Genomic DNA, 16,603 nt, shown 5'->3' with positions numbered 1-16,603 from the left:
TTTTTATTTTAACTAAGTTTTCTTATTACTGCAACGATTTCAAATTGAGATTATTGTTATATAATTATCGTATTCCATTTTTGAATAGTTAAAAATTTATTCTTTTAGTTGACTTTCTAACTTAATAGCCTTATATATTTATTATAGAAAGCGTGTAAACGTTTACATTTTTTCTTATATCAATTTAATTATATGGAGGGAAGTTTGTATGTTTAGATGTAGTACTGAAAGAATGGAAGATAAAATAAAAACATTTTCAAAGTTTGGAGATGCTGGACATGGCGGAATAACAAGATATTCATTATCTCCTGAAGCTCTTCAAGCTAGAAATGAGTTTGTTAAAAGAATGGAAGCAATTGGTGCAGTTATAGAAACAGATGATATGGCCAACATGTACGCTACATTACCTGGTACAGATCCTAATGCAAAAAGAATTGTAATGGGTTCTCACTGTGACTCTGTAAAAAATGGTGGTAACTATGATGGTATTTTAGGAGTAATGGGCGCTATGGAAGTGTTAGAAACTGTTGCTGCTGAAAAAATTTCTCACAAACATCCACTTACTGCTATGATATGGACAAATGAAGAAGGTTCTCTATATCCACCAGCAATGATGTGTTCTGGTATAGTATGTCATGATGTACTTCCTGGTGAAATTGCTAAAAACTTTGAATATGATAATATGATGAATTCTAAAAGCGTGTTAGATAAAACAACTACTTTTGGTTCTCAATTAGCTAACTTCAAATACAAAGGTAAAAAAGAAAATCGTTTAAATGTTGATAAATATAAATGTATGTTTGAACTTCACATAGAACAAGGTCCTATCTTAGAAGATGCTGGCAATGATGTTGGTGTTGTTACTTGTGTTCTTGGAATGTTTAACTGCCGTATAAAATTCCATGGTCAATCTGATCATGCTGGTACAACTCCAATGCACAAGCGTCAAGACGCTTTATATGCTGCATCTCAAGCTCTTTGCTATCTACATGAAGAAATCGATAAATTAGGAAATAAAGAATTAGTTTATACAACTGGTGAAATAGTATGTCACCCATGTGTACATACAGTAATACCTGATTTTGTTGAATTCTCTATAGACGTTCGTCACGAAGATCAAGAATTATTAGCAAAAGTATATGAAATAGTTAAAAGTTTAGAAAGTAAAGAATGGGCTAGATGTAAATGTGAAGTTCAATTAGCTTGGAATAGAGACACTGTTTACTTCGATAAAGAACTAGTAAACTTTGTAAAAAAATCTGCTGAAGAATTAAATATACCTCACCAATACATTAACTCAGGTGCTGGACATGATGCTCAGTTCGTAAATTACTTAATGCCAACAACTATGATATTTGTTGTTTCAAAAGATGGACATTCTCACTGTGAACAAGAATACTCTACTCCAGAGCAATGTGCTAACGGAGCTACTGTTTTATTAAACGCTGTATTAAAAGCTGATTTAGAAGACTAATAATTAAACATTCATAATTTAAAATAATTTAAAAATTTGAGGAGGAAATTATGAGTAAATTTGATAAAGTAATAAAAAATGGTACAATAGTAACTGCTTCTGATACATATAAAGGTGATATAGGAATAAAGGACGGAATAATAGTTGAAATAAGCCAAAACTTAGAATGTGATAATGTAATAGATGCTGCTGGTAAATTAATAATACCTGGTGGTATAGATGCACATACTCACTTAGATATGCCTTTTGGTGGAACTTTTTCAAGTGACGACTTCGAATCTGGTTCTAAAGCTGCTGCTATAGGTGGTACTACTTCTTTTATAGACTACTCTATACAACCTGCTGGTGGAACATTAGCCGATGCAGTTAGCATTTGGAAAGAAAAAGGTTCTAAATCATGTGTAGACTACGGTCTTCATGTTGCTATAACAAAAGCTGACGAAAATGCTTTAGCTGAAATACCTACAATGGTTAAAGAAGGTATAACTAGTTTCAAAGTATTTATGGTTTATGATGCTATGAGAGTAAATGATGCTGCATTTATGAATATATTAGAAAAATCAAAAGAACACGGAGCTTTAGTTGGTGTTCACTGTGAAAACTATCATGTTATAAATCACAGAACTAAACAACTTTTAGAAGCTGGTAAAACTGAACCTAAATATCATGCTGTTTCTAGACCAGCAACATGTGAAGGCGAAGCTGCTAATAGAGCTATTACTCTTGCTAAATTAACAAATGCTCCTCTTTATATAGTTCACAATAGTTGTGAAGAATCAATTTCTAGAATAAAAGAAGCTCGTGAAGCTGGACTTCCAATAATGGGAGAAACTTGTCCTCAATACGTTATGTTATCAGAAGATAACTACGATGAGCCAGGATTCAATGGTGCTAAATATGTAATGTCACCTCCTCTACGTAGTAACAAAAACTGGGATTACATATGGCAACAATTAAAAGATGGCGTAATACAAACAGTTGCAACTGATCACTGCCCATTCTTTATGAAACAAAAAGAATTAGGAAAAGATGATTTTACTAAAATACCAAATGGTGGACCTGGTATAGAAACTAGAATGTCTATAATGCTTTCTGAAGGGCCAAAACATGGTTTATCTTTAAATAAAGTTGTTGAGGTTACTTCTACAAACGTGGCAAAAATATTTGGTATGTATCCTAAAAAAGGTACAATAGCTGTAGGAAGCGACGCAGACTTAGTATTATATGATGAAAACAAAGAAGTTACTTTAACAAAAGATGTACTTCATGAAAATGTTGACTATACTGCTTTTGAAGGTATAAAAGTTAATGGATATCCTGTTATGACATTATCTAGAGGTGATGTTATAGCTAAAGATGGTGAATATATAGGTGAAAACAACCGTGGTGAATTTATCAAACGTGGCAAATCCATAGTGTTATAGGTGAATGCTATGAAAAAAATGAGCTATATATGTGCACTTGGAATAGTAACTGGCGTCCTTTGTGGTATCTGGGCTTGGGGTTCTGGTTCTCTAGGACTGTTTACCTGGGCTGGTTTCGCTGGATGTACTACATACTTTGCCAGTGGTCATCATGGAGTTGAAGGATTGAGAAAAACTATCTTACCAAACATGGCTGGTGTTCTTTGTGGTATGACAATTATATTCTTATCTGGTTTAGTTCCAGTACTTGGTACTACAGGTGTTTGGTGTGCTATAGTTACATTTGTAATGTGTATCATAGGTAAATCAAAATGGTTTGATTTTATCCCTGGTACTTTTATGGGATGTTTTTCAACATTTGCTGCTGCCGGTAATTGGATGTTATTAATTCCTTCTTTATTACTTGGTGCTCTACTTGGTATATGTTGTGATAAGGGTGGAGACTGGTTCTATAAAGTTGTAACAAATAATAACCCTAATGATAGTGATGTACAAGCTGAATAAAAGTATTTACTTCATTATATATATATAAAAGGCCATATTGAGATTTTACTCAATATGGCTTTTTATGTTACATCTTAAGTTGACCTTCTCTAACTTCTTTTTTCTTCTCTTCAAATAACTTATCAAACTGATCTACTGCTTCTTTATGGTCACTAGGGTTTACATTTCTAAGTACTAAATTAAATCTAAGTTTATTCTAACATATAACTTCTAAATATTTTTTTCAACTTTATTTTTAATTTCCCAACTATTATTTAAATAGAAAGGGAGCTCACAAATAAAATTCGCAAGGCTCATGTCATAGGCGATATATCCTTTCAAAAAAATCTTAAGGAGGTAATAATATGGCAGTTGTTTCAACACCCAATGCGTCATCTATAAAGGTTAAATTTGATCATGGTACAGATTTAAATGGAGACAGAATAGTAAAAACTAAGACTTTTTCCAGTATAAAGTCAGGTGCTTCAAATGAGGATATTATGGCTGTAGTAAATGCTCTAGCAGCTATGCAACAACACACTTTAGCTGGTACAAACAGAGTGGATAACTCTTCTTTATCAGAGTAGTAAAATTCCCTTTGCTTAAACCACTGTGTAGGCGCTACATTTCATAGGGCCAACGAGTTACTTAAAAAATTTAGGAGGTTAAAATATGAATGAGAAAAAACTTGTAATGACGTTTAAAAATACTTTAGGAAATAGCTTTTCTGTTGCTGTTGAAGATCCAAGGGAGGACCTTGGTGAACAGGAAATAATAGATGCTATGAACTTAATAAAGAATAAAAATATCTTCCAGCCAAAAGGTTATGACATAGTGACTTGTGTATCTGCTAAAGTGGTTGATTCTACAACTACTGAGTACGATTTGGAAGTATAGACTGAGGTGATATATATGGATAATATTCAATCTATCATTGCAAATCTTGGTTTTCCCATTGCAATTTCCCTGTATTTGTTGGTGAGAATTGAAGGAAAGATGCAAGGTTTGACAGATAGTATAAACGAGCTATCCAAAAATATTATTAAACTTAGTAAATAAAACAAAGTGTGAATTTCCCTCTATGGAAAATTCACACTTTTTATATTGTTAAATAATGCAAATTGTGCCTTTGTAGCAAGTGCACAATCAGCAGTATATTAGTTTTCTATTGTTAAACAACTTAATAAAATTCTTTAACTTCACTATCAAAATATCTATTTAGATCATATGGTGAATATATTCCTTTATCAGTAACAATACCACTAATTAAGCTAGGTGGTGTTATGTCAAAGGAAGGATAAATTCCCTTAACTTCTTCTAAAGTGTTTTTAATTCCTCTATAACTTAATACTTGCTCTGGATCTCTTTCTTCAATTATAATGTCCGTACCTTTTTCTTTATCAATATCTGGTATTCCAGTAACAAAATAAGGTATAGAAAAATGTTTTGCTAACAGTGCAATTTGATAAGTTCCTATTTTATTTGCAATATGGCCATCTTTAGCTATTGTATCTGCTGCTGATGTAAATAAATCTATATTTTTATGCTCCATTGCATAAGCTACCATATTGTCTGTTATTACAGTTGTATCAAATCCCATTTGTGAACAACAACTAGATGTAAGTCTAGCTCCTTGTAAATAAGGTCTTGTTTCTGCACAGTATACTTTTATATCATTATTTCTTTTTTTAGCTGCACGTAACATCATTCCTATAATTGTCTCCCCAAAACATTGAGTAAGTATTGTTCCATTTTTAGGAAACATATCAGCCAAATATTCTCCTACTATTTCCATAGTAGAATATCTTCTATTTAATGAATCTATGGTTCTGTTAAATACAGCATCCACAGGGTCTTGTCCACTATCTAGGGCTTTTTTCCATTCTTTAAAACATCCATCTGTTATAAGTCCCATACGATTGGCCGTAGTTGGTCTTGCATGAGAAATAGTGTAAGATGCTTTTTCCATATACTCCAATTGATCTTTTTCTTTTTTGTCCTTTGCTTCAAAGGCTGCTAGGGCCATTCCCATTCCTGCTGCTGTATATGGTCCTGCACTTTGAGTAACCATATCTTTAATAGCTTTTGCAACTTCTTCGTGTGTTGTACACTCAACAAATTCTACTTGTGTTGGGTAAATACGTCTATCTAATATTCTAACTTTTCCATCTTCATACCATGCCACATTTTCATACTGAAGCATGAAAGCTAAATCTTGATCCATTCTCTTCATAATAATAAACCTCATTTTAAGTAACAGAGTAGTAATTATAACTACTACTCTGTAAATTTTTTATATTTTGATTAAGATAATAGTAACTTAAACTCTTTTACTACATCCTTTCCTTCTGAAAATTTATCTCTATTATTAATCAAACTAATACCCATTTTTATTAGGCTTCTCTCCATTGGCAACCTTTTACTAATATCTTCTACAGATGTTACTTCTATTACCTTAGAGTCACCAACTACTCTGCGTATTATTTCTGTTCCAGCATAGCCAAAAGAGTCTGACAACACTTTCTTTGTGTAATCTTCTTTAAAATCCTTATTATATAAATTAAAAGTAACTAATTCATCATATTTTACTGAAAATTTACTTATAAATAAGTTTATAGTGTCTTCAATAGTAGATGAGATCCAGCTAAGGAAATCTTCATTATCCCTATCAGTATAATATTTATTGGCCCAAGCAAAGAATAGATTACCTATTACATTTCCAACATCGTATCCCATAGGTCCATAAAATGCAAATTCTGGGTCAATAACTTTTAGCCCTTCTTCGTTTATAAATATAGAACCTGAGTGTAGGTCACCGTGTACTAAAGCTTGAGTTTGATTCATAAATTTGTCACGAAGAATAGCCACTTCTTTTTTTAATTTATCGTCATTATACAAAAACTCTTTTACAAATTCTTTGTTTTCATCTAAAATTATATTTCTACCTTTATAATCATAATATGGTTCAGTAAAAACTAAGTCCTCACTGATATCACATAGTTCAATATTAGTAAACAATTTTACATATTCTTTTTTTCTTGCTCTATCAAGAACTAAATCCGTAGTAGGCAATAAAGTATTTACTAAAAATGTTGAGATACCATCTGCCAAACAATCAAACGTTTTCCCTTTCATCAATTCAGTTCTAAGATTTTTATAATCAGATATATCTTCCATTGAAAGAGCACACATATTCTCATCATAATGAAATACTTGTGGTACAAATTCCTTTGCAAGTTTACCTTCAATCATAAGAATTTCCGCTTCTATCTTATTTCTATATACATCAAGTGGTCTTCCCGATGATCTTAAAAATTTATCTGCTTGTTTAATTATAATAGATTTTCCTGTTGATTCTTCCCATACTTTGAACACATAATTAATATTTCCATCTCCAATTTCTATACATTCTAGTTCAGATTCTGGTTGAAAATATTCTAATTTATCCTTTGCGTACTCTTTTGCAGTATTAGTATCCATTAAAAAGTGTTCTAAATATTTTTCCATGTTACGCCCCCCAATATATAAAATAGATAATTTAAATTATAATTTTTATTCTTCAAGTTGATTAACTACTAATTTGGGCTTTGTTTTTTGATGACATATTAGGCCAACCTATTAAAATAAACACTATTCCAAATACTATCATTAGCATAGAATACCAGCAATAAGGTAAAATTGAACCTGGTGATATGCCTGCTAATGCACCCGCTGTTAGTAATTGCCCTGCATAAGGTAGTAACCCTTGGAAACCAGATGAGAATAAATCAAGTATACTTGCTGTTCTAGCTCTTGAAATATTATATTCATCAGCTATATCTCTAGCTATAGGTCCTGCTGCTATAATTGATACAGTATTATTAGTTGTTGATATATCTATTAAACTTACTAATGCTGCTATTGATAACTCTGCACCACGAGCAGTTTTTGTTTTTCTAGTTAACTTATAAAGTAACCAATCTATACCACCAAGATGATCCATTAGAGCAACTAAACCACCTACTAATAAAGCTATCAAGGCCATATCTTCCATCCAAGTCATACCTTCATGAATTACTGCCAACGATCCTATTAATGTAAAATCACCATGCATAACTCCTATTATCACTCCAACAAGCACTCCTGTACTCATTACTGTTATAACATTTATTCCTAGTAATGATAAAACTATAACTATAACATATGGAATCATATTTATAAAACTATAATCTCCAGCAGCGTCAGTTGATGCACTACCCATTGGTTGTAGAGATAATAAAACTAAAGTAATAATAACTGCTGGTAAAACCATTAATATATTTGCTTTAAATTTGTCTCTCATTGGTATATCTTGAGTACGTGTAGCTGCTATTGTAGTATCAGAAATAAATGATAAGTTATCACCAAATAGCGCACCTCCTACAACTACTCCACACACTAAAGCCATATTAAATCCTGTTGCCTTAGAAAGAGATACAGCAATTGGCATTAAAGCTGATACTGTTCCCATTGAAGTACCCATAGAGAAACTTAATATACACCCTATCAAAAACAATCCCGGCAATACCATATTAGAAGGTAATATGCTTAGCCCAAAATTAGTAACAGAATCACTAGCATGCATTGCACCTGCAATTCCATAAAAAGCTCCTGCTAATAAAAATATAATTACCATAAGTACTAATGTACTATCTCCTGCCCCTTTACAAAACAACGTAACCTTTTCTTCAAATGTAAGCTTTTCTTCTCCTTTTTTGTTTAAAACAAAAGCTACACCTATTGCAATTGATATGCCTATCATTAAAGGCATATTATCGAAACTTCCTGTTCCTATACCAATAGCAAAATATAAAACTAAAAATACAACCAGTGGAACTAATCCTAAAAAACTACCCTTTGATTTCTTATTATTTTCCATTTTTTCCTCCTAAAATAATTTATTGGATTTTTATAATCTATAAAATAATTTTGGAGTATGAAACTTATATGAATCCTTTTATAATTTTTGAATAAGTACGATTAGATTAAATTCTTTGTTAATGATTTATATATAATTGAATTGTGTTTATGTATGAAAATAAATATAGATCTATTATTAGAATACAGATTCATCTAAAGCTTCATACTTATTATTTTTAGTCTAAAATAACTGGAACTCCTGATGTTTTTGCATAGTAATAAATTTTTGCTGCATCTTCCACATATTCTGCTGCTACGAAAGCATCTTCCATAGTTTTACCAACTGCAATAACTCCATGGTTTGCTAATAAACAAGCTGTACGGTCTTTCAAATAAGGTAATATAACTTGAGCTAACTCTTCAGAACCAGCTGGTCTAAAAGGAGCCACCTTTACATCTCCCCCTAAGAAAGGTTTCATTTCTATTAATATTAAAGGTATATCTTGATGGTTAACTGCAAATCCTGTAGCTACTGATGAGTGCGTATGAACAATTGCATTTACTTGTGGGTATTTTTTATATACCTCTATATGCATTTTCCACTCTGATGATGGTTTTTGACCTTCTACTTTTGAATTTCCTTCTCCGTCAATTTCTACAATATCTTCTTCAGTCATAATATCGTAAGACAATCCACTTGCAGTTATTAAATAACTGTCGTCCCCTTTATCAACATTTCTTATACTTATATTTCCACTTGTTCCTGCTACTAATTTTTCATTATATAATTTTTTTGCTGCGTCTAATACTAGCTTTCTCGAGTTCATTTATGTCTCCCCCTCCTCTATTTACCATAAATATATCACAGAAATAATCACAAAACAACATTTTCTCAACAAAAAAAACGTTTTTTCTTTTGTTTTTTGACTGTTTAATTTGATTATTGTTGTTTTTTGTGACTTATTGTTAATTTCATATTGCATTCTAAAATCAATTCCTCTACAATTGAATCATACAAATATTGAATACCAAGGAGTTAATTATGTTAAAAATTGATAGACATAATGTTATAGAGAGAGAACTACATAAAAAAAGAAGCGTACTAATCTCTGATTTAAGCAAGCTACTAGAATGTAGCGAAGAAACTATAAGAAGAGATTTAAGAGAAATGGAAAAGACAAATAAATTATGTAGAATTCATGGAGGAGCATATCTACCAGAAAAATACGACAAGGGTGTTCCAATACAATTAAGAGAAACTTTTTATATTGAAGAAAAAGAACAGATGGCTCAAAGAGTCTTAAACTATATTAAAGATAACGATGTTATAATGCTTGATTCAAGTACCACATGCTTAAAACTGGCAGAAGCACTGATTACTTCTCAACTTAATGTAACACTTATCACTAATTCACTTAGAATTTGTAATTTATGTGAAAGTTACCAGTCAAATATTAATCTAATATGTTTAGGTGGCAAATTTCACTCAAGTACAAGCTCTTTTGTGGGGTATCATACTTTAGATAATCTAAGTGTTTATTATGCAGATAAGTGCTTTATAAGTTGTCCATTTGTAGACACTAAATATGGTCTATCAGATAATAACTTTGATAGTGCCAAAATTAGAGAATTAATGATTAAGAATTCAAAAGAACATTTTTTATTAATGGACCATACGAAAATTGGCAATAAATCTGATATATTATTTGCAAATCTTAAAGATATAGATGTTTTAATAACTGATTATAAATTATCTAAAGAATGGAATGAAACTTGCAAAAAATTAAATTGTAAAATAGATTATGCTTTAACAAATAAGGAGGTTTTAAATAATGATTAATTTCCAGTACTATAATCCATCAAAAGTTATATTTGGTAAAGGTTCACACCAAAATATAAAACAGCTTTTAAAAGATTATAATGTAACTTCTCTGTTCTTAATTTATGGTGGAAGAACTGTAAAAAGATTAGGAATATGGGATACAGTTAGTAGGGCATGTGAGGAATTAGGAATTAAATTTACTGAAAGAGGTGGTGTAGTTCCTAACCCTAAAATAGAACATGTTAGAGAACTTATAGAAGTAGGTAAAGAAAATAATGTGGATTTCGTTCTTGCTGCAGGTGGTGGTAGCTCTATGGATACAGCTAAGGCCGTATCTGTAGGTATACCTTATGAGGGAGATGTATGGAACTTTTTCGAAGGCAAAGATTCAATTTCATCAGCTCTTCCAATTGGAGTTATCTCAACAATACCTGCAAGTGGTTCAGAAACATCTAACTGCTCTATTATTTCAAATGGGCTTTATAAGCTAGGTATTGAAAGCGATTTCATAATTCCAAAATTCGCAATTATGAATCCTGAGTTTACATTATCTCTACCACAATATCAAACTGCTTGTGGAATAGCAGATATATTCTCTCATTTATTAGAACGTTACTTTACTGATACTAAATATGTAGATACAACAGACTATTTAATTGAAGGAGCTTGTAAAGCACTTATTCTAAATGCACAAAGACTAATGAAAAACCCTAATGATATAAATGCACGCTCAGAAATTCAGTGGTTAGCTTCTATAGCTCATAATAATTTGCTAGACACTGGACGAGTACCTGATTGGGGATCACATAGAATAGAACATGAACTAAGTGCTCAGTATGAGCTAACTCATGGTGAAGGTATGGCTATAGTTTTAGTAGCGTGGACAAAATATATGGCTTATAACAAACCTTCAAAACTTGCACAGTTGGCTAATCGCTTATTTAATATAGATTACAGTAATTACTCTGAAGAGGAAATGGCACTTAAATTATCTCATCACTTAGAGGGCTTCTTCATATCACTAAATTTAAATACTAAATTATCACAAAAAGGCATAACAGATGAACATTTTGAATTAATGGCAATGCGTGCTACTAATAATAATCAATCCACAGTTGGCAACTACATACCTTTAGACGCATCCAAATTTGTAGATATTTTAAAACTAGCTTTATAATTATTAATTTTATTAATAAAAACAATATATACTTAGGAGGACTTTACAATGAAAGTTAAAGGATTTGCAACAAAAGCTATACATGCAGGACATCACAAAAACGCAGCAGGTGCATTAGGACTACCAATTTACCAAACTTCAACATTTGTCTTTGACAGTGCAGAACAAGGAAGAAAAAGATTTGAGGGAGAAGAAGAAGGATATATATATTCTAGATTAGGCAACCCTACTAATACATCATTAGAAGAAAAAATTGCTGAACTTGAAGGTGGAAAAGCTTGTATCTCAACTGCATCTGGTATGGGTGCCATATCTTCAACATTATGGACAGCATTAAAAGCTGGAGACCATGTGGTAGCTAGTGATACTCTTTATGGTTGTACTCAAGCATTATTATCTAGAGGTTTAACTAAATTTGCAATCGAAGTTGACTTTGTTGATTTCACTGATTTAGAAAAAGTAAAAAATTCTATGAAACCTAATACAAGAGTTGTATACTTTGAAACACCTGCTAACCCAACACTTAGATTATACGATATTGAAAAAATATGTGAAATTGCTCATAGCCAAGAAAATGTGTTAGTTATGGTTGATAATACTTTCTGTACACCTTATATCCAAAGACCTTTGTCACTTGGAGCTGATGTTGTCCTACACTCTGCTACTAAATTCTTAAACGGACATGGTGATGTTATAGCTGGTTTTGTAGTTGGATATAGCGAATTTATAAATGAAGTTAGATTTGAAGGTATAAAAGATTTTACTGGTGCTGTTCTAAGCCCAAATGATGCCTTTTTAATAAATAGAGGACTTAAAACATTGGCAGTTAGGATGGAACAACATTGTTCAAATGCTATGAAAGTAGCTAAATTCTTAGAAAAACATCCAGCAATAGAGAAGATAAACTACCCTGGATTAGAAAGTTTCCCTCAATTTGAGCTAGCAAAAAAACAAATGTCTTTACCTGGCGCTATGATATCTTTTGAAGTAAAAGGTGGTGTTGAAGCAGGGGAAAAACTAATGAATACATTGAACCTTTGTACATTAGCTGTAAGTTTAGGAGATGCAGAAACATTAATTGAGCATCCAGCTTCTATGACACACTCAGCTTGTACTCCTGAAGAACGTGCAAATGCAAATATAACTGATGGATTAGTAAGACTTGCTGTTGGACTTGAAAATGTGGAAGATATAATAGATGATTTAAAAAGTGCCTTAGATTTACTTATTAAGTAAACTATCTGCATACTAGTGTAATCCCTATATATAAAAAGAGAGTATATATTTTCTTATTGAAGATATATACTTTCTTTTATTTTTTTAACATATTATAATTTTTCCACTTATAATATGTTTATTTTAAGATATATTACATCTTTCCATGGAATGTTCTATTAATTACATCCATTTGTTGTTCTCTACTTAATTTAATAAAGTTTACTGCATATCCAGATACTCTTATTGTAAGTTGAGGATATTCTTCTGGATGGTCCATAGCATGAAGTAATGTTTCTCTAACAAGTACGTTTACATTTAAGTGATGAGCTGATTGTGAGAAATATCCATCCATTAAGTTGCTTAAATTTCTTATTCTTTCTTCTCCTGATTTACCTAAAGCATCTGGAATAATAGAGAAAGTATTTGATATTCCATCTATAGAATGATTATATGGTAACTTGGCAACAGATGCTAAGGATGCCAATGAACCACTTTTATCTCTACCATGCATTGGGTTTGCTCCTGGTGCAAATGGTTCTCCTGCTTTTCTACCATCTGGAGTTGAGCCTGTTTTCTTACCATAAACCACATTTGAAGTTATAGTAAGAACAGATTGAGTATGAATAGCATCTCTATAAGTTTTATTTTTTCTTATTTTGTTCATCATGTTTTCAACTAAATATACAGCTATGCTATCTACTCTGTCGTCGTTGTTACCATAGGTAGGGAACTCTCCTTCTATTTGGAAATCAACAGCTATACCTTGTTCATTTCTTATAGGTTTAACTTTTGCATACTTAATAGCTGATAAACTATCTGCACAAACTGATAGCCCAGCTATACCACAAGCCATAGTTCTAATTATATCTCTTTCATGTAGAGCCATTTGTAAACGTTCATAGCAATATTTATCATGCATAAAATGTATTACATTTAATGTATTTACATAAAGTTTTGCTAACCAATCAGTATAATGTTCAAATTTTTCCATTACTTCATCATAATTCAAATATTCGCTATCTATTTTCCCAAAATCCGGTGATACTTGTATTCCTAGTTTTTCGTCTATACCACCATTTATAGCATAAAGTAATGTTTTTGCTAAATTTACTCTAGCTCCAAAGAACTGCATTTGTTTACCAACATTCATAGCTGACACGCAGCATGCTATGGCGTAATCATCTCCATAGTAATCTCTCATCAAGTCGTCATTTTCGTATTGTACTGAACTTGTGTCTATGGAAACTTTTGAACAAAAATCTTTAAATCCTTGTGGTAATTTAGTTGACCATAAAACTGTTAAATTTGGCTCTGGTGATGGTCCTAGTGTATAGAGTGTATTTAACATTCTAAAAGAAGTTTTAGTTACTAAAGTTCTTCCGTCACTACCCATACCACCAATACTTTCTGTTACCCAAGTTGGGTCCCCTGAGAATAGCTCATTGTAGTCAGGAGTTCTTAGGAATTTAACTAATCTTAACTTCATAACAAAGTGATCTATCATTTCTTGTGCTTGCTCTTCTGTAATTAAGCCTGCTTTTATATCTCTTTCAATATAAATATCTAAAAAAGTTGAAGTTTTACCTAAAGACATGGCAGCACCATTTTGGTCTTTTATAGCTCCCAAAAATCCAAAATATAGCCATTGAATAGCTTCTTTTGCATTAGTTGCAGGTTTTGAAATATCAAATCCATAAGACTGTGCCATTTCTTTTAATTGTTCCAGAGCTCTTATTTGTTCTGATAATTCTTCTCTTAATCTAATTACATCCTCTGTCATTTCTTCATTATCTAGCTCATCTTTTTCAACTATTTTCACTTCTACTAATCGATCTATACCATATAGTGCAACTCTTCTATAATCTCCTATTATTCTACCTCTACCATAAGCATCTGGAAGACCAGTTATAATTCCAGCCTTTCTTGCTAATCTCATCTCTTTTGTATATGCATCAAATACTCCTTGATTATGAGTTTTTCTATATTTTGTAAATATTTCTTTTATTTCATCATCTAACTCAAAGCCATAAGCTTTACAAGCAGACTCTACCATTCTTATACCACCAAAAGGCATTACTGCTCTTTTAAATGGTTCATCTGTTTGAAAACCTACTATAGTTTCTAAATCTTTATTTAAATATCCTGCTTTATAAGCATTTATACCAGATACAGTATGAGTATCTACATCTAATACTCCGCCATTTTCTCTTTCCTTTTTATTTAATTCCAATACTTGTTCCCATAATTTTTTAGTATTTTCAGTAGCACTTGCTAGGAATTTACCGTCCCCTTCATATGGGCAGTAATTACCTTGTATAAAATCCCTAACATCAATTTTGTCTTGCCAAATTCCATCATTAAAATCTTTCCAAGCATTCACTTTCATTTTGAGTTATCCTTTCACATTTATGTCATAAATAATTTTTTTATCTAATAATAAATATCCCCAAATTTGCATTTTATTATTTAATGATAAAAATTCGCTTCGCTCATATCGCCAACGAGATGCCTTCGCTATCGCTTCAGACAACTCCGTTGCTCAAAATTCACTTTTTTACTTCTTTTTTAAATGAATTGATATAACTTAATTTCAGAATTTATCAATAACGTAAATTCAACTATAATTTCCTATTATGTAAAAAATAGGTGTTTCACTATTTCAGCGAAACACCCTTATATAATTACATAAACATATTTAATATCATTAACTCTACAAATCCTACAGCCCATACTATTGTACTTGCTACAGAATAACCTCTTAATTGTTCCTTAACTTCAGTAACTCCTAAAGTTCTGTTAACAACCCAGAAATATGAATCATTAAAGTGAGAGAATACTAATGAACCCATACAAGCTGATAATACTGCAAGGTCTGGTGATAATCCAAGTGTTGCCATCATTGGAGCTGTTACAGATGCTGCTGTTGTCATGGCAACTGTACCACTTCCTTGTATTAGTCTTACTATTGATGATATGGCAAATGGTATTATTACTGCTGGTAGTGCTGTATTTGCTATAAGTCCTGCTATGTAGTCTCCTGCGCCAGAATCTCTTATTATCATTCCTAAGGCTCCACCTGCACCAGTAACTAACATTATTACTCCTGCTGATTTTATACCTTTTTCCATAGTATTTGTAATTTCTTTTTTGTCTTGGCCTTTACCTAAACCATATATTGCTATTATTAAGCCTAAACCAACAGCTATAACTGGAGCTCCTAAAAAGTTTATTACTTCTATATATCCACCTTCTAACCCCATTTGTGTAGTAACTGTTTTTAATAATATTAATATTATAGGTGCAAATATTGGCATAAATGACATAAATGCTGATGGTAATACTTCTTCACTGTCTATTAAAGTTGCTGCTACTTGGTCATGAGCCATTGCTCCTAAATCTTCACTACTTAAATAACTTTCACCATCTTCACCTGGTACTTTATATTGTTTTTGTCCTATATACTTAGCATAAAGAAGTCCAATAAGTGTCATTGGTATGGCACAAACAATTCCAAGTAATAATGTTGTCCCTACATTTGCACCGTATATTCCAGCAACTCCAACTGGTCCTGGAGTAGGTGGTACTAATGTATGTGTAATAACTAAACCTAGTGCTAGTGATAAACCTAAAGATATAACTGATTTTTTTGTGTTTCTTGATATTGATTTTGCCAGTGGTGATAAGATTACAAATCCTGAATCACAAAAAATTGGTATTGATACTAAAAACCCTGTAATAGCTAAAGCTAGTTCTTCTCTACCTTTACCTAGTTTTTCAACAAATATTTGAGCCATCTTTTTTGCTGCTCCTGATACCTCAAATATTTCACCCATCATAACACCAAATCCAATAATAATACCTATACTACCAAGTGTATTCCCAAATCCAGTTGTTATACTGTTTACTACATCTCCAGCTGGCATTCCTCCAACTAATCCTGTTATTGATGCACTTATTATCATTGCTAAGAATGGATGCACCTTTGTTTTTAACATCATAAATATTAATAATGTTATTCCAAGGCCTAGACCTATTAATATTTGCGGTCCTGATACAACTAATTCGTTATTCATTATGATTCCCCCAAGTTAATAAATTTTTAATTTTAAATTTTATATAAATTATAT

General features: G+C 31.7%; 15 protein-coding genes. 9 read left to right on the top strand and 6 right to left on the bottom strand.

What is annotated here, in order from left to right; translation table 11 throughout:
- The first annotated feature begins 208 nt into the window (after positions 1-208).
- The 6 genes from K0040_RS11085 (at position 209) to K0040_RS21285 (ending at position 4,440) form a co-directional block, all read left to right on the top strand.
- The gene (locus tag K0040_RS11085; protein ID WP_228108866.1) at positions 209-1,474 is read left to right on the top strand and encodes a Zn-dependent hydrolase; all 1,266 of its coding nucleotides are present in this window, start codon (positions 209-211) and stop codon (positions 1,472-1,474) included.
- A gap of 50 nt (positions 1,475-1,524) precedes the next feature.
- Positions 1,525-2,898 (top strand): dihydropyrimidinase, encoded by a 1,374-nt coding sequence (gene hydA / locus K0040_RS11080; RefSeq protein ID WP_228108865.1) that lies wholly within the window; start codon positions 1,525-1,527, stop codon positions 2,896-2,898.
- Between the two features lie 9 nt (positions 2,899-2,907).
- Positions 2,908-3,402: a DUF1097 domain-containing protein gene (locus K0040_RS11075; RefSeq protein WP_228108864.1), complete on the top strand. Its 495-nt coding sequence runs from the start codon at positions 2,908-2,910 to the stop codon at positions 3,400-3,402.
- A gap of 344 nt (positions 3,403-3,746) precedes the next feature.
- Entirely contained in the window at positions 3,747-3,968 is a 222-nt protein-coding gene (locus tag K0040_RS11070) for a DUF1659 domain-containing protein (protein ID WP_228108863.1), read from the top strand.
- Between the two features lie 85 nt (positions 3,969-4,053).
- Positions 4,054-4,278 (top strand): DUF2922 domain-containing protein, encoded by a 225-nt coding sequence (locus K0040_RS11065; protein WP_228108862.1) that lies wholly within the window; start codon positions 4,054-4,056, stop codon positions 4,276-4,278.
- A 15-nt stretch (positions 4,279-4,293) separates the two neighbouring features.
- Positions 4,294-4,440 carry a YvrJ family protein gene (locus K0040_RS21285; protein ID WP_228108861.1) on the top strand — a complete coding sequence of 49 codons (147 nt, stop codon included), beginning with the start codon at positions 4,294-4,296 and terminating at the stop codon, positions 4,438-4,440.
- A gap of 121 nt (positions 4,441-4,561) precedes the next feature.
- Here the strand turns inward: K0040_RS21285 and K0040_RS11055 are convergent, their stop codons facing one another.
- The 4 genes from K0040_RS11055 to K0040_RS11040 form a co-directional block, all read right to left on the bottom strand.
- Positions 4,562-5,614 carry an S-methyl-5-thioribose-1-phosphate isomerase gene (locus K0040_RS11055; protein ID WP_228108860.1) on the bottom strand — a complete coding sequence of 351 codons (1,053 nt, stop codon included), beginning with the start codon at positions 5,612-5,614 and terminating at the stop codon, positions 4,562-4,564.
- Positions 5,615-5,685: 71 nt separating this feature from the next.
- Positions 5,686-6,888 (bottom strand): S-methyl-5-thioribose kinase, encoded by a 1,203-nt coding sequence (mtnK, locus tag K0040_RS11050; RefSeq protein WP_228108859.1) that lies wholly within the window; start codon positions 6,886-6,888, stop codon positions 5,686-5,688.
- A gap of 61 nt (positions 6,889-6,949) precedes the next feature.
- Positions 6,950-8,278 carry a Na+/H+ antiporter NhaC family protein gene (locus K0040_RS11045; protein WP_228108858.1) on the bottom strand — a complete coding sequence of 443 codons (1,329 nt, stop codon included), beginning with the start codon at positions 8,276-8,278 and terminating at the stop codon, positions 6,950-6,952.
- Between the two features lie 217 nt (positions 8,279-8,495).
- Positions 8,496-9,086: a class II aldolase/adducin family protein gene (locus K0040_RS11040; RefSeq protein ID WP_228108857.1), complete on the bottom strand. Its 591-nt coding sequence runs from the start codon at positions 9,084-9,086 to the stop codon at positions 8,496-8,498.
- A gap of 215 nt (positions 9,087-9,301) precedes the next feature.
- Here K0040_RS11040 and K0040_RS11035 point away from each other — a divergent pair, with 215 nt between their 5' ends.
- From K0040_RS11035 to megL, 3 genes are read left to right on the top strand one after another with little or no spacing between them, the layout of a single operon-like run.
- A complete protein-coding gene (locus K0040_RS11035) occupies positions 9,302-10,099 on the top strand; it encodes a DeoR/GlpR family DNA-binding transcription regulator (RefSeq protein ID WP_228108856.1) in 798 nt (265 codons plus the stop codon).
- On the top strand, positions 10,092-11,258 hold the full coding sequence (locus tag K0040_RS11030; protein WP_228108855.1) for an iron-containing alcohol dehydrogenase: 1,167 nt from the start codon (positions 10,092-10,094) through the stop codon (positions 11,256-11,258). The genes K0040_RS11035 and K0040_RS11030 overlap by 8 nt, the downstream gene beginning before the upstream one ends.
- A gap of 48 nt (positions 11,259-11,306) precedes the next feature.
- Positions 11,307-12,494 (top strand): methionine gamma-lyase, encoded by a 1,188-nt coding sequence (megL, locus tag K0040_RS11025; protein WP_228108854.1) that lies wholly within the window; start codon positions 11,307-11,309, stop codon positions 12,492-12,494.
- A 133-nt stretch (positions 12,495-12,627) separates the two neighbouring features.
- On the opposite strand, the gene pflB is transcribed toward megL, so the two are convergent.
- Together pflB and K0040_RS11015 are read right to left on the bottom strand one after the other, a co-directional pair.
- Positions 12,628-14,856: a formate C-acetyltransferase gene (gene pflB / locus K0040_RS11020; RefSeq protein ID WP_316720029.1), complete on the bottom strand. Its 2,229-nt coding sequence runs from the start codon at positions 14,854-14,856 to the stop codon at positions 12,628-12,630.
- Between the two features lie 301 nt (positions 14,857-15,157).
- Positions 15,158-16,549 carry a GntP family permease gene (locus K0040_RS11015; RefSeq protein ID WP_228108852.1) on the bottom strand — a complete coding sequence of 464 codons (1,392 nt, stop codon included), beginning with the start codon at positions 16,547-16,549 and terminating at the stop codon, positions 15,158-15,160.
- Positions 16,550-16,603 lie beyond the last annotated feature (54 nt).

The organism is Terrisporobacter petrolearius (assembly GCF_020748185.1).
GTDB classification, from domain to species: Bacteria; Bacillota; Clostridia; order Peptostreptococcales; family Peptostreptococcaceae; genus Terrisporobacter; species Terrisporobacter petrolearius.
The sequence above is the reverse complement of the archived record's forward strand: the minus strand, read 5'-3'. Positions and strand labels throughout refer to the sequence as shown.